General features: G+C 61.2%; 10 protein-coding genes. 3 read left to right on the plus strand and 7 right to left on the minus strand.

Annotated features, from left to right (window positions below; translation table 11 throughout):
* Nucleotides 1-173 precede the first annotated feature (173 nt).
* Both BREU_RS03055 and BREU_RS03060 read right to left on the minus strand, forming a co-directional pair.
* Complete coding sequence (locus BREU_RS03055) at nt 174-881, minus strand: SDR family NAD(P)-dependent oxidoreductase (protein ID WP_044088252.1); 708 nt, start codon at nt 879-881, stop codon at nt 174-176.
* Nucleotides 882-1,011: 130 nt separating this feature from the next.
* Nucleotides 1,012-2,613: an ABC-F family ATP-binding cassette domain-containing protein gene (locus BREU_RS03060; protein ID WP_044088253.1), complete on the minus strand. Its 1,602-nt coding sequence runs from the start codon at nt 2,611-2,613 to the stop codon at nt 1,012-1,014.
* 137 nt (nt 2,614-2,750) lie between these two features.
* Between BREU_RS03060 and BREU_RS03065 the strand changes: the two genes are divergently transcribed.
* Nucleotides 2,751-4,697, plus strand: coding sequence for a bifunctional ADP-dependent NAD(P)H-hydrate dehydratase/NAD(P)H-hydrate epimerase (locus tag BREU_RS03065; protein WP_044088255.1), 1,947 nt, complete (start codon nt 2,751-2,753; stop codon nt 4,695-4,697).
* A 105-nt stretch (nt 4,698-4,802) separates the two neighbouring features.
* Here the strand turns inward: BREU_RS03065 and BREU_RS03070 are convergent, their stop codons facing one another.
* The 5 genes from BREU_RS03070 to kdpA all read right to left on the minus strand — a co-directional run bounded on the left by BREU_RS03070 (nt 4,803) and on the right by kdpA (nt 13,086).
* On the minus strand, nt 4,803-5,516 hold the full coding sequence (locus tag BREU_RS03070; RefSeq protein WP_044088256.1) for a response regulator: 714 nt from the start codon (nt 5,514-5,516) through the stop codon (nt 4,803-4,805).
* Nucleotides 5,517-5,518: 2 nt separating this feature from the next.
* Nucleotides 5,519-8,425 (minus strand): ATP-binding protein, encoded by a 2,907-nt coding sequence (locus BREU_RS03075; RefSeq protein WP_081886519.1) that lies wholly within the window; start codon nt 8,423-8,425, stop codon nt 5,519-5,521.
* Between the two features lie 142 nt (nt 8,426-8,567).
* A complete protein-coding gene (gene kdpC, locus BREU_RS03080) occupies nt 8,568-9,200 on the minus strand; it encodes a K(+)-transporting ATPase subunit C (RefSeq protein ID WP_044095803.1) in 633 nt (210 codons plus the stop codon).
* Between the two features lie 33 nt (nt 9,201-9,233).
* Entirely contained in the window at nt 9,234-11,408 is a 2,175-nt protein-coding gene (gene kdpB / locus BREU_RS03085) for a potassium-transporting ATPase subunit KdpB (RefSeq protein ID WP_044088258.1), read from the minus strand.
* A 1-nt stretch (nt 11,409) separates the two neighbouring features.
* Complete coding sequence (kdpA, locus tag BREU_RS03090) at nt 11,410-13,086, minus strand: potassium-transporting ATPase subunit KdpA (RefSeq protein ID WP_044088261.1); 1,677 nt, start codon at nt 13,084-13,086, stop codon at nt 11,410-11,412.
* Nucleotides 13,087-13,887: 801 nt separating this feature from the next.
* Here kdpA and BREU_RS03095 point away from each other — a divergent pair.
* Both BREU_RS03095 and BREU_RS03100 read left to right on the plus strand, forming a co-directional pair.
* Nucleotides 13,888-14,523 (plus strand): HAD family hydrolase, encoded by a 636-nt coding sequence (locus BREU_RS03095; protein ID WP_044088262.1) that lies wholly within the window; start codon nt 13,888-13,890, stop codon nt 14,521-14,523.
* An 82-nt stretch (nt 14,524-14,605) separates the two neighbouring features.
* Complete coding sequence (locus BREU_RS03100; RefSeq protein WP_044088263.1) at nt 14,606-15,529, plus strand: LysR family transcriptional regulator; 924 nt, start codon at nt 14,606-14,608, stop codon at nt 15,527-15,529.
* Nucleotides 15,530-15,557: the final 28 nt, after the last annotated feature.

Consider the following 15,557-nt stretch of genomic DNA (forward strand, 5'->3'; position numbering starts at 1 on the left):
AGGACGAGCCGGCAGCGAATGACTTGGGAGAGAGATACAAGCTGGAATCCGTAGTTATTGGCGAGGCAATCCACTAGCTCGCGTTGAGACGCGACATTGTCCGTGTCCTGCAATTGGGAACGCACTGCGTGCGCGGCATGCCGACTCGCCTGTCGGGTGGCCAGGAAGTGGCTTCAGCTGTTGCGATTGATCTCGATGTCGGTGACGGTGAGGTTCGCCTCGTTGACGAGGTTGAACAGGATGACCTCGGCCAGGGGCCCGGGCTGCATGAATGTATGCTGCTTGGCCTCGGACACGTAGTCATGGCTGTCGCGGTAGAAGGCGGTGTCGATGCCGCCCGGGTAGACGGCCACCACCTTGACGCTGGTGCCCTTGTACGCGGCCTGCAGGCTCTTGGTGTAGCCCTTCTCGCCCCACTTGGTGGCGCAGTACACGCTTTCGTTCGCATTGCCGCGGGTGGCCGCGGTGCTCATGATCTGCGCGATTTTCACGTTCTGCTCATCGCAGGCCTTCAACGTCTCCACGGTCCACAGGATCATTCCCTTGAGACCCTTGAGGCACTTGTCCACGTCGGAGGCCTCATAGGCGGTGGGCACTTTGAACGACGGCTGGCCTGCGTTGTTGATGAGCAGGTCAATGTGGCCAAGCGCGGCGATGTCGGCTACGGAAGCGCGCACGAACGCCTCGTCGGTGATGTCACCCACATAAGCCCGGTACGATTCGGCCGGCCATTGCGCGGACAGCTCCTCCTGCCGCTCGGCGTTGAAGTCGATGCCCGCCACGAGCCAGCCCTTGGCGATGAGCTGGCTGGCGAACTCGTAACCGAGTCCCATGGCACTACCGGTGACGATGGCGATCTTCTGTCCTGTCGGGGTTGCCATGATCGGCTCCTTTGCTCCGTTGGTCCTTTGGTTTTTCAATGGGATTGTCGATTGTCCGTTGTGGCGGAGTTTTCCTCCTCGGCAAACCTCCGCCACGGCTCCGCTTGGCGCGGGAGCCTTGATATGCCAGCTACTCCTCCGCCACGAGTTCCAGATAGCTGTCGTTCCACAGGTCCTCGTCGCCGTCGGGCATGAGCAGCACGCGCTCGGGGTTGAGCGCCTCGACCGCGCCCTCATCGTGGGTGACGAGCACGATCGCGCCCTCGTATTTGGCGATGGCCTTGAGGATCTCCTCGCGGGAGGCCGGATCGAGGTTGTTCGTGGGCTCGTCGAGCAGCAACACGTTGGCGCGCGAGGTCACCAGCGTAGCCAGCGCCAGACGCGTCTTCTCGCCACCGGAAAGCACACGTGCCGGCTTCATCGCGTCATCCCCGGAAAACAGGAACGAGCCGAGGATGGAGCGGGCCTGTGTGTCGTTGAGCTCCGGAGCCACATGCGTGAGGTTCTCCAGCACGGTGGCGTTGAGGTCCAGTGTGTCGTGCTCCTGGGCGAAATAGCCGATCTTGCATCCGTGGCCGTAGTCCACGGATCCGGTGTCAGGCTGCTCCAGATGAGCCAGCAGACGCAGCGTGGTGGTCTTGCCGGCGCCGTTGTATCCCAGGATCACCACACGCGAGCCCTTGTCGATTGCGAGGTTCACACCGGCGAACACGATGTTGGAGCCATACGCCTTGGAGATGTCCTTGGCCATGATCGGCGTCTTGCCGCAGGCGGCCGGCTCCGGGAAGCGGATGTCGGCGACCTTCTCCTTCTTCTGCGCCTCCGAGGTGTTCTCCAGCAGTTTCTCCGCGCGCCGCATCATGTTCTGCGCCGCCACGGCCTTCGTGGCCTTCGCGTGCAGTCGGATGCCCTGCTTCATCAGGCGTTCGGCCTTCTTCTCGGCCACCTCGCGCTCACGGCGACGACGCTCCTCATCCACGACGCGCTGGTGCAGATACGCCTTCCAGCCGAGCGAATACATGTCGATCTGTCCGAGCTGGGCATCGAGATGCCACACCTTGTTCACGGTTTCGTCGAGCAGTTCGGTGGAGTGGGAGATCACCAGGAAACCGCCCTCGTATTTCTTCAGGAAGCCACGCAGCCATTCGATGGAATCCGCGTCCAGATGGTTGGTCGGCTCGTCGAGGATGAGCGTGTCCGCGTCGGAGTAGAGGATGCGCGCCAGTTCGATACGCCGGCGCTGGCCACCGGAGAGGGTGCCGAGCTGCTGCTCCATGACATCCTGCGGCAGACCCAGTGATGCGGCCATCGCAGTGGCTTCGGATTGGGCCGCATATCCCCCGGCCTTTTCGAAGTCCTGCATGGCCTTGTCGTACCGGGTCATGGCCTTGCTCATCACATCCGGGTCGGGGTCGGTCATCTCCTTCTCGGCCTTGCGGATCCGGCTGATGATGGTGGCGATGTCCCTTGCGCTCATCATACGGTCGAGCGCGGTCTGCGTAGGGTCGGCGGCATGCGTGTCCTGAGGAAGATAACCGAGCTTGCCGGATACGCGCACCTTGCCAGATGTGGGCAGCATATCCCCGGTGATGACGCGCGTCAGCGTCGTCTTGCCGGCGCCGTTGCGGCCTACGAGACCGATCTTGTCCCCTTTGGCCACGTGGAAATCCGTGGGGTGAAGCAGTGTCCGCGCGCCGATCTGAATCTCCAGACCCTGTGCATCAATCGCCATGCCTCACCTGCCGCTTTCCTTCGAATCCTGAACTATTGCGAATAAACCAACAGACCATGGTAGCGGAAGGCGTGAAGAATGGTGGCGTGACGGCTAGAATGATTCATGGTCATGCCGTTCTCACAAGGGGGATTGCCATGGAATACACCGATGATGCGGAACGCCGTGCACTGTTGCTGCACAGTGCCTACGATACGCAGACCGTACGGGATATGGAGCGCCCTCTGCTGGACAGGGGCGTGCCTCTGATGCGCATGGCGGCGCAAGCTGTGGCGCATGTGGCTGCCGGATTGCTCGATGACGAGGATCTTGCTCTGGAAGATGCGTCAATCGTTCTGCTGGCCGGAGCCGGCGACAATGGTGGCGACGGCCTCTTCGGCGCCGCCATGTTGGCTCAGGAGGGCGCTTCCGTCACGGCCATTGCCGTGGGCCGTTCTCTGCATGAGTCGGGATTCGCCGAATTCGTGCGGTCAGGCGGCAAGATCCTAGTGCTGGATCCGGCTGCCGACATCCCCGGCTGTGCTTCGGGGTTCTCCGCCGGCGAGGCCGGAGAACGGCTGCAGACCGCCATCTCAGTCGCTTCGCGGGCCCATCTGGTCATCGATGCGATGACCGGCATCGGCGTGCATGGCGCATTGCGGGGCATCCCTGCTGCGCTGGCGGAGGCGTTGGGCCGAGATGGCGCGATTCCTGACGAACCGGCGTTGCCCGGGCGTGAATCGTCCGGTGACTTCCCTCTGATCGTGGCTGTGGATACTCCGTCTGGAGTGGGCGTGGACGATGGTGCGTTGCCCGGTCCCTATATCCCCGCCACGGTGACGGTGACGTTCGGCGCGATGAAACCTTGTGCGGTACTGCCGCCGGCAACATTCGGATGCGGGCGTATCGACCTGGTCGATTTCGGATTCGACATCGATGAGGTCGAACCTGCCGTGGAGGTGGTGGATGGCGCATTCGCCTCTGACGCCATCCGTCTTCCGCATGTCGATGATGGCAAGTATTCGCGCGGTGTTGTGGGATTGGTGACCGGTTCTCAGCGTTATCCCGGTGCCGCCGTGCTGACGGCCCGCGCGGCTGCCCGTACGAATACGGGGATGGTCCGGTATCTGGGACCGGAGCGTGCACAGAACATGGTGCTGTCCGCCATGCCTGAGGTGGTGATTGGCAAAGGGCACGTGCAATCCTGGGTGATCGGTTCCGGAGTGCCGTCCGCAGGCGCTGCCGGGGCGGATGCCGATGCGCAACGCGAGACGATTGCGGCGCTGCTGAAGCATTATGCATTGAACGGTGATGCCGCGACGGATGATATCGTCTACGATATGCCTCCCGTCGTGGTCGATGCCGGTGCGTTGGATCTGCTTCCCGCCCGCGTGCCGGGGCAGGTGGTGATCACGCCGCACGCCGGCGAGATGGCATCATTGCTGAACAGACTGGAGGATGAGGCATCCTCCGATGCTGCTCGCAATAACAGCATCTCTCGCGATATCCCGTCAGATGAGGATGTGCTCCCTCATGAACAACCGGACGAACCTCTTGACGAACCGTCATCGTTGTCGATACGGACCGGGAGCACGACGCCTGACGGCGCCCATGCTGCGCATGGTGTCGGTTCACATGCAGGACGTCCGCAACATGCGTCCGCCAGTGGTGCTTCCCGTCTTACCGCACAGGATGTGCAATCGGATCCGTTGGCTTGCGCGCGCAGGGCGCATGAGCTGACCGGTGCCACGGTGTTGCTTAAAGGCGCGGTAACCATTGTGGTGGACGAGGACCACACCTATGTCTCCGGCAGCGCTCCCGCCTGGTTGGCCACTGCAGGGTCAGGTGATGTGCTGGCCGGCATGGTCGGCGCTCTGCTCGCCCAGCAGGGTGAGGCCATCACGACAGCAGAAACCGCGGCCGCCGGAGCGTATCTGCATGGGCAGGCGGCGGCCATCGCGTCTGAATCCGAGCAACAGGGGTGGCAGGAACCTGATCTGATCGGCCGCACACATCGCCAGCGATTCATGACTCTGGGCCACCCCATTGTAGCCAGTGATGTCATTCAGGCGATTCCCGAGGCAATAGCCGACATCATCGCGTGAATGCCCAGGCTTAGGCATCCACCTAGCGTGTCGGGTTGTATAGGTGACCACAAGCAAGAGATAGTCGCCAATACAACCCGACACCGGTTCCGATGATTCGGCCGTCTACACCTCGGGTTCGCCGTCGATGTCAAGCCGATACCCCATGCCCGTCTCCGTTTTCAGGTATTTGGGATGCGCGGGATCCGGCTCGATCTTCTTGCGGAGCTGCGAAATATACAGGCGCAGATATCCGGTGTCCTTGACATGCTGGGAACCCCAAATGGATGTGAGCAGATCCTGACGGGTCACCAGCTTGCCGGTGTTGCGTGCCAGCACCTCGAGCACTTTCCACTCCGTAGGGGTGAGCCTGACACGCACTTCGCGTCCTTTATGACCACGGAACACGGCATGGGCGTTCAGGTCCACCGTGATATCCCCGAACTGGATCAGTGGGGTTTCGCTGTCCGAAGGGTTCTCTTGCGCGACCCTTCGCAACAACGCGCGGATACGCGCCAGCAGTTCATCGATGGATACGGGTTTGGTCACATAGTCGTCCGCACCTGCGTCCAATGCGGCCACTTTCTCACGCGCGTCGGTACGGCCGGATACCACGAGAATCGGAGCATCCGTCCATCCTCGCACTCCTTGGATCACCCCCATGCCGTCCATGCGCGGCATGCCCAGATCAAGCACGAACAGATCTGGATGCTCTTCGACCGCCACGGTGATGCATTCGACTCCATCGCGTGCGGTAACGATGTCGTATCCCTGCGAATGCAGGGTGATCTTCAGCGCCTTCAGGAACTGCGGATCGTCGTCAGCCACGAGAATCTTCATCGTCAGGCCTCCTTCTTTTCGCTGTTGTGTGCATGACCGGCAGATGAATCTGCATCATCATGTCCCTTGTCGTCCGAAACTGCCGGTACGGGGACGGGAGCATGAGTCGAGTCGGCTGCTTCCCCGTCGCCCTGTTGCACCTGCGTGGTGCTTGTCTTCTTCGCAGCGGCGGCTGCAGTACCGTTGGCTTGTTTTTCTTTGCCGCCGCGCATGATGCCATAGGTGATGAACCGATCAAGACCGCGTTCGTCGGAATTGCCGTGTCCAGGCAACGGCAGAATCACATCCGAGACCGCACCAGAGACGTTCAATGTATCCCGTTCGAGAATCTCGGCGGGATTCGGGCGCTCGTTCGCCGGAATCATCTGGCCCACGCGCAGGGCATGGTCGGCCTCCCTCAGCGTGATCACGATGGTCAATCCGCCTCCCGGAGTGTCCTCAGGACTGATGGACCCGCCCATCGATTCGACGAATCCCTTGGAAAGCGCCATGCCGAGCCCCAGTCCGGTCGTGTTGTCGGTGTCGCCCAGACGATGGAACGGCAGGAATATGTCGTTCTTGCGCGCATCGGGAACGCCCGGCCCCTGATCGGCCACACGGACCTCCACCAAACCGTTGAACGCGGAAGCGGACAAGCGCACACGCTTTCCTGCGGGCGTGAATCGCATTGCATTGACCACCACGTTCGACAGCGCCCTGCGTAGCAACGCGGGGTCGGCCACGACCAGCGGCAGATCCGGCGCGATGTCCAGATCTATGGACCATGGTCCGATGCCAAGCTCGTCGAACAGGGGGATGATCTCCTCCCCCACGTCGGTGGCGACCAAAGACAGGGGCAGTGCACCTTCGCGTATGCGCGAGACATCCAGCAGGTCAGTGACGAGCTTGGTGAGCTGCTTCAACCCGTTGGACGCCACATTGAGCAGTTCCTTGCGGTCATGGTCGCTCATGGTGTCGCCCATGCGCTGCAATCCCGACACCGCAGCAGTGGCCGAGGCGAGCGGCCTGCGCAGATCGTGGCTCACCGCGTTCAGCAGGCCGGTACGAACCTTTTCGGCGGCGGCCAACGGCCCGATTTCGCTGGCTTTGCGCTCCAGATCCTTATGTTCGAGCACGGTCTGGATTTGCGAGAGGATCGCCAGCAGCATGCGCTGGTCCGATGCCTCGATGGATTTGCCATACAACTTGAGCTTCGGCCCATGATCCGATAGCGACACAGTCTCGGGTTCCTCGATGGGCGAGGAGACATCCGAGCCGTCCTCGTTATCCATTCTCGTGCCGGGTTCGCCATCCGAAATGATGACGCGCTTGTCCTGCACGACGCGCACGCAGCTGAAACCGAACGCCTCCCGCGTGCGATGGACGATGGCCTGCAACGGGTCATCGCTGCGCAGCACCGCTCCGGCCACGCTGGCCAGGGTCTCCGACTCGGCGCTGGCGCGCTGGGCCTGACGCGCGATGGTGCCGGCCCGATCGACCACAGCGGAGACGATGATGCCCACGATGACATAGAGGATGATGGTCATCACATCCGAGGCATGCACGACGTGCAACGTCCCGATGGGCACAGTGTACAGAAAATCAAGCACCAATCCCGAAAGCACTGCGCACACCATGGCCGGAACCAACCCGCCTATGACCGCCGACAGCACCACCATCAGCTGCAGGATCAGTGCGTCTCGTTGCGCGAAATACGGTTCGCTGAACTCGTACAACGCCAATGCCGTCAACATCACCGACAGTATGGCGAATGCGAAACCGGCTGCCTGACGTTTCAACGCGATGGGCTGACGATTCGTGGAGGGCATGGAGATGCCCTTGCTCACGAAGGAATGCGTGACGATATGCACGTCGATATCGCCGGATTTCTCAATGATGCCGTTCGGTGTGGAGGGGCGACCGAACCATCTGGCGAACATGCCCCGCCGCGATACGCCAACGATCACCTGCGTGGCGTTGTTCGCCCGCGCATAGTCCAGCAGAGCATCGGAAATGTCCTCGCCCACGATCTGATGGTAGGTGCCTCCCAATTCCTCCACCAGCTGACGTTGTTTGATCAGCAGCGCAGGGTTCGAGCCGGCCAGACCGTCTTCCGGCGTCACATGCACGGCGATGAGGTCGCCGCCGCCGGAAGCGCGGGCCACACGGGCGCCGCGTCGAAGCAGCTGCTCGCCTTCGGGTCCGCCGGACAGTGCCACGATCACGCGTTCGCGCGTCTCCCATTTGGCGTTGATGTGATGCTCGTCGCGGTATTCCTTCAGCGCTTCATCCACGCGTCCGGCAAGCCACAGCAAGGCAAGCTCGCGCAACGCGGTGAGGTTGCCGACACGGAAGTAGTTGCTGAGCGCGGCATCAACACGATCCGGCTTATAGACAAGGCCCGCAGAAAGACGTTCGCGCAGGCCTTCCGGTGGCAGATCGACAAGTTCGACCTGGGTCGCGGAGCGCAGGACCTTGTCGGGCACGGTCTCCTTCTGCGTACTGCCGGTGATCTCACGGACTACGTCGTTCAACGATTCGATATGCTGCACATTGATGGTGGTGATCACATCGATGCCCGCATCAAGCAGATCCTCGACATCCTGCCAACGTTTCTCATGCACCGAGCCGGGCGCGTTGGTATGCGCCAGCTCATCGACCAGCGCCACCTGCGGGTGACGTTCGATGATCTTGAAGAGATCCATCTCCTCAAGCCACATGCCACGATACCGGACGCGCCTGCGCGGGACCTGTTCGAGTCCGAGGGCCGCCTTCGCCGTGGCGGTGCGTCCGTGGGTTTCCAGCAACGCTATGACGACGTCCTTGCCGTCCTCCTGAAGACGATGCCCCTCCTTGAGCATCGCGCACGTCTTGCCCACACCGGGCGCGGCACCCAGCAGCACCCTGAATGTACCCCTTGCCTCTGCCATACCTTGCCTTCCCCCGATGGATGATGGAATCCCTTATCTATGACTGTATACGATAAACACCATCAGGGTGATGGCGCACGCAATGCACACCATCACCCCTGATGATCGGTTGCAACTTGTTGTTTTGCGAACAGTCGAACCGTTACTCGAGCTCGTCGAGCGCGAGGTTCAGCTTGACCACATTGACCGTGGACTCGCCGATGAAGCCGAGACCACGTCCGGTGGTGTTCTCCTTGACCAGCTTCTCGACCTGCTCTTCGCTCAGACCGCGCTCCTTGGCGACACGCTTGACCTGAATGGCCGCGTACTCAGGGCTGATCTCAGGATCCAGACCGGAGGAGGAAGCGGACACGGCGTCGGCGGGAACATCCTTGACGCTCACGCCTTCACGCTCGGCAATGGCCTTGCGCAGTTCCGTGGTGCTCTTGATGAGGTCCTCGTCAGCGTGACCCTTGTTGGTGCCGGAGGAAGCGCCGCCGTAATAGCCTGGTTGTCCTCCTCCTTGTTCGGGGTCGGAGGCCGCGGACGGACGGGACTGGAAGTACTGCGGCAGAGCATCGCCATTCTCATCGGTGAAGGACTGGCCGATCAGCGAGGATCCGACGACTTCACCCTGAGCGTTGGTGATCATCGAGCCGTTGGCCTTGTCCGGCATGCCGAGCTGACCGATGCCGGCCAACACGAACGTGTAGACGACAACGATGACGGTGAAGACGATCACAGCCTTGAAACCGGCCCAGTAGCTGCGCAGATTCAATGACATTGATGATTTCATAATGACATCTTTCCTTTATTTCAGCGGATTCGATCAGAAGCCCGGAATCAGGCGGACGAACAGATCGATGATCCAGATGCCGATGAACGGGGCGATGATGCCGCCCAGACCGTAGACCTTGAGGTTGCGGCCCAGGATCTTCTCACTGGCTTCGGCACGGTACTTGACGCCCTTGAGGGCCAGCGGAATCAGCAGCACGATGATGATCGCGTTGAAGATAATCGCGGACAGCACGGCGGACAGCGAGCTGTGCAGACCCATGATGTTGAGCACACCAAGGCCTGGGAACTTCTCCATGAACATGGCCGGGATGATGGCGAAGTACTTGGCCACATCGTTGGCGATGGAGAAGGTGGTCAGGGCGCCACGGGTGATGAGCAGCTGCTTGCCGATGGCCACGATATCGATCAGCTTGGTCGGGTCGGAGTCAAGGTCGACCATGTTGCCGGCTTCCTTGGCTGCGGAGGTGCCGGAGTTCATGGCGACACCGACATCGGACTGGGCAAGGGCAGGGGCGTCGTTGGTGCCGTCACCGGTCATGGCGACGAGCTGGCCCTTAGCCTGCTCCTTCTTGATGTAGGCGAGCTTGTCTTCAGGCTTGGCCTCGGCGATGAAGTCGTCGACACCGGCCTCCTGTGCGATGGCCTTGGCGGTCAGCGGGTTGTCGCCGGTGACCATGACGGTGCGGATGCCCATCTTGCGCAGGTCGGCGAAGCGTTCCTTCAGACCCTTCTTGACGACATCCTTGAGCTGGACGACGCCCAGGACCTTGACCTCGCCGTTGGCGTACTGCTCGGCGACGACCAGCGGCGTTCCGCCCTGGCCGGAGATGGCGTTGACCTTCTCGTGCAGGGCGTCACGGACCTCGACGGGCATGACGCCGCCTTCCTTGTCGATCCATGCCTCGACGGCGGAGGTGGCACCCTTGCGGATGCGGTCGCCGTTCGGCAGGTCAAGGCCGGACATGCGGGTCTCGGCGGTGAACGGCACGTCCACGGCTCCCGGAACTTCATCAAGTTCGAAGCCTTCGGACTTGGCGAGGGCCACGATGGACTGGCCTTCCGGAGTGGCGTCGGCAAGAGAGCTCAGCGCTGCTGCCTTGGCCATCTCGTCATGGTCCACGCCGGGCAGGGCATGGAATTCGGAGGCCTGACGGTTGCCGTAGGTGATGGTGCCGGTCTTGTCGAGCAGCAGGGTGGTCACGTCGCCGGCGGCCTCGATGGCGCGACCGGAGGTGGCGAGCACGTTGTGCTGCACCAGACGGTCCATGCCGGCGATGCCGATGGCGGAGAGGAGGGCGCCGATGGTGGTAGGAATCAGGCAGACCAGCAGGGCGATCAGGACCGTGAGGCTCACGGAGGCGCCGACGGACGATGCCTGCGGGTTGATGCACAGCACCACGACGAGGAAGATGATGGTCAGGGAGCTCAGGAGCACGTCCAAGGCGATCTCGTTCGGGGTCTTCTGGCGGTTCGCGCCTTCGACCAGGGCGATCATCTTGTCGACGAAGCTCTCACCGGGCTTCTGGGTGATGCGGACCACGATGCGGTCGGAGAGCACACGGGTGCCGCCGGTCACGGAGGAACGGTCGCCGCCGGACTCACGAATCACCGGGGCGGATTCACCGGTGATGGCGGATTCGTCCACGGAGGCGATGCCGGAGATGATGTCGCCATCACCCGGGATCAGCTCGCCGGCGGAGACGACCACCACATCGCCGAGCTTCAGATCAGAGCTCGGGATTTCCTCGATGTAGGCGGGGCCTTCGCCCTTTTCCGGGCCACGGGCATCCGGGTCGTTCTTCTCGTCATAACCCTTGACGATGTGGGCGGGCGTGGTGGTGCGGGTCTTGCGCAATGCGTCGGCCTGCGCCTTGCCACGGCCTTCGGCCACAGCCTCGGCGAGGTTGGCAAAGAGCACGGTGGCCCACAGCACGATGGCCACGATCCAGGTGAAGTAGACCGGCTCGCCGTTGGCCAGCGAGGCGTCGAACAGCTGGAAGATGCCCAGCAGTGTCAGGAATGCAGCGCCAACCCACACGATGAACATGACCGGGTTGTGCCACATGTTGCGCGGGTCGAACTTGCGGAACGCATCCGGCAGGCTCTTGCCAAGCATGGCACCCAGCGACTTGTTATTGGATTTCTTGACGTCGTCCGCGATGGAAGCCGCGTTGTTCGCAACGTCATTCGCAAATGCGGAAGTCATATCAGGCCACCAAACCTTCTGCCAACGGTCCCAGAGCAAGTGTCGGGAAGAACGTCAGCGCGGAAATAAGGAAGATAACGAACACCAGAAGGACCACGAACAGACCATTGTCGGTCTTCATCGTGCCTGCGGTCACCGGCACCTTGTCCTGCTTGGCAAGCGAGCCAGCGAGAGCGATCACCAGAGCAATCGGCAGGAAGCGGCCGAGCAGCACGGCGAGACCCAGCGCGGTATCAAGCCACGGAGTGTCTGCGGTGATGCCGGCGAACGCGGAACCGTTGTTGTTCGCAGCGGAGGTGAACGCGTAGACGACTTCGGAGAAGCCGTGGTTGCCACTGTTGTTGAGCGACGTGTCGAAGATCGACTGGCGGGCAAACGGCAGCGCGAAGCTCAGGGAGACGCCCACGACCACGGTGATCGGCATGACGAGGAAGTACAGCGAAGCCATCTTCATCTCGCGAGGACCGATCTTCTTGCCGAGGTATTCAGGGGTACGGCCCACCATGAGGCCTGCGATGAACACTGCCACGACGGCCATCACCAGAATGCCGTACAGGCCGGCGCCCACACCACCCGGGCTGACCTCGCCGAGCATCATGTTGAGCATATACATCATGCCGCCAAGCGCGGTGTAGGAGTCATGCATGGAGTTCACGGCACCGGTGGAGGTGGAGGTGGAGGTCGTGCCGAACAGGCCGGACCATACGATGCCGAAGCGGGTCTCCTTGCCTTCCATCGAACCGCCGGTCAGGGAGGTGATCGGGTCGTTGGAGAAGGATTCGGCGGTGACGACGCACAGGAAGCTGATGCCGAAGAGGATCACCATCGCGCCGAGCAGCGCGTAACCCTGGCGAATGTCGCCGACCATGCGGCCGAAGGTGCGGGTCAGGGCCACCGGGATGCACAGCATGAGCAGGATCTCGATGAGGTTGGTCCACATGTTCGGGTTCTCGTACGGGTGCGAGGAGTTGGCGTTGAAGAAGCCACCACCGTTGGTGCCGAGCTCCTTGATGACCTCCTGGGAGGCCACTGGGCCCTGCATGATGGTCTGCTGGCCACCTGCGACGGTGGTCACGTTGACGAAGCCGGCGAAGTTCTGGGCCACGCCGAGCGCAATGAGGATGATGCCCATGACGATGGAGATCGGCATGAGGATGCGCAGCGTGCAGCGGGTCAGATCGACCCAGAAGTTGCCGATGGTCTCGGACTTGCGCCATGCGAAGCCGCGCACCAGCGCGATCGCCACGGCGATGCCGACGGCCGCGGACACGAAGTTCTGCACGGCGAGGCCGGCGAACTGAACGGTGTAGCCGAGCGTGACGTCAGGCGAATAGGACTGCCAGTTGGTGTTCGTCACGAAGGAAGCGGCGGTGTTGAACGCCAACGGGCCTTCGACGTTCGGGAAGCCCAGCGAGAACGGCAGCCACTGCTGCACGCGCTGGAGCAGGTAGAGCACCAAGACGCTCATGAGGGAGAAGCCGAGCACGCCGCGCAGGTATGCCTTCCAGGTCTGTCCCTTCTTGGAGTCCACGCCGATGATCTTGTAGATCCACTTCTCGAAGAAGAGATCCTTGTCGGACGTGAACACATTGAACATGTAATCACCCAGCGGCTTGTAGATGGCCGCGAGGATTATGGCGATCAGCGCGAACGCCATAACAGCAAACACATATACCATGCGATGAACCTTTGTTTCCTTTTCCCGATGTCAGGCAGCAAGACTGTTGTGCAGCCTTCGTCCTGTATTGCAGGCTCTTCTCTCCGGCTGTCTGCGGCTGTCTGCGGCTGGATCCATCGGGATTTCTGTATTGCTTTGGCTCGGTCGTCAGAATTTCTCAGGACGGCACAGGGAGTAGATCATGTAGCCGATGCCCACGATCCCCAGTACGACACCCAGCACAGTGAAGAACGTCATCATAGTCTGTCAACCCACTTTCCGAACAGATCAACGAGAACGAAGAACACTACCGTGCCGACAACATAGGCAACATCAACCCACCAGGGCATGCTTTCTCCTTCATTATCGAACAAACCCGATAGAGCATTCCGGCTTCCCCGTTCAGGGCAGCCCAGACTACACCATCGGGTCATTGCGATTCTCAAGCTTATGAATTCGGTGATGGTTTTGTGACGGTTTTTACGGCTTACATACATGCCCGTTATCGCACTGCGGCGATTTCCTAACACATCGCTAACACCTTCATTTCTATCTTGGTCAGATGAGCATTCGATGACTGTTTTCATGTTCGCCAGGACGTTTGGCTGGACGTTTGGCTGGACGTTCGCGAACAGTCGAACGATGCGTCATTGAGGGAATGCAGTGTGGCGAGGACGCTGGCCAAACCAGGCTACTCAGTTATCCTTTCCGCCATGGATACTGTGAGCAAGGCTCGCGACGCCGTCCGCCGCTCCCCCGATATCCGTCGCTCCCGTACACTGGTTCCCGGAACCTTTCTTGGGATATGCAAGGAGCTTTTGTATGGCTGACTCCCCCGCCACCATCACTGATGTAATCTTCGATTTCTGCGGCGTACTGATCGATTGGGACACCCGTGCCTGCCTGACCGGACGATTCGCGGATGACGTGGTGTCCGCGATCTGCGCGCCCGACGATCCGCATGGTTTTTTCCGCTATGAGGACCGTATGGACGCCGGCGAGGACTTCGACAGCATCTACCCGGATGTGGTGCGCGAGCAGGGCGAGGACATCGCGTCGATCTTCCGCTATTACATCGAGCATTACGCGGATGCGTTGCCGCGCACGCTGCCGGGCATGACCGAGCTGCTCGCCGACCTCAAGCGCCACGGCTACGGCGTGTGGGGTCTGACCAATTGGTCGCACGAGACCTTCCATCTGGCCTTCGAGAAGTTCCCTCGCCTCGAACAGCTGCTGGACGGCACGGTGGTCTCCGGCATGGAGAAGATGCACAAGCCGAACGCCGACATCTACAACCTGACCATGGAACGCTTCGGCCTCACGCCCGAACGCTGCGTCTTCTTCGACGACACCGCCAAGAACATCGTGGGAGCCAACGAGGTGGGCATTCACGGCATTCTCTTCTCCGGGGCCATCGCTGCGCGCGACTCCCTCGCCAGCCTTGGCGTGCGGTTGTAGGCGTTGTAGGCATCGTTCACCGTCGATTGTGCAGGGGTATAACCCCATTCCACGACCAGACCTAGCGCTATAACTGACATTTATGACTCTGCTTCAGCTCAAATACATCGTCAAAATCGTCGAATGCGGTTCGATGAACGAGGCCTCGCACGCCCTGTACGTCTCCCAGCCCGCCCTGAGCTCCTCCGTGAAGGAATTGGAGAACGAGCTCGGCATCGAGATCTTCACCCGCTCCTCGCAGGGCATCGCCCTGACCGTGGACGGCGCGGAGTTCCTCACCTACGCGCGCCAGGTGCTTGACCAGGCAGACCTGCTTGAGGAGCGCTACAAGCACGCCAAGCCGCGCAAGCAGCTGTGCCAGGTCTCCACGCAGCACTATATGTTCGCCGTCGAGGCGTTCGTGGAGATGATCAACTCCATCAAGTCCGATGAATACGAGTTCACCATCCGCGAGACCCGCACGCGCGACATCATCAACCAGGTCGCCAACATGCAGTCCGAAATCGGCATCATCTACCTGTCCGACTTCAACAAGGACGTGCTCGGCAAGCTGCTGCGCGAGAAGCATCTCGAGTTCCATCCGCTGTTCCGCGCCCCGCTGCATGTGTTCATCTCGCGCAACAACCCACTGGCCGCCAAGAAGGTCATCACTATGGAGGATCTGAAGCCCTACCCGTTCCTGCAGTACGAGCAGGGTGAGGAAGGTTCGTTCTACTTCTACGAGGAGGCTGTCTGGCCGGAGTACTCCCCCAAGCAGATCAACGTGACCGACCGCGCCACGATCCTCAACTTCATCATCGGCCTGAACGGCTACACGGTGTGCACCGGCATCGACAACGGCGACCTCAACAACGAGAAGATTGTCACGGTCCCGCTGGAATCCGATGAGACGATGCTGCTCGGCTGGATCACCAACGAACGCGCCAAGCTGTCCAAGGCCGCCGAAACCTATCTTGAGAAACTCAAGTCGGTCGTGGCGTCCCACGGCTACAAGCTCATCGACTGACATACCTGTCAGGTGTCATTGACCAGCC

Source organism: Bifidobacterium reuteri DSM 23975 (genome assembly GCF_000741695.1).
Classification (GTDB): Bacteria; Actinomycetota; Actinomycetes; order Actinomycetales; family Bifidobacteriaceae; genus Bifidobacterium; species Bifidobacterium reuteri.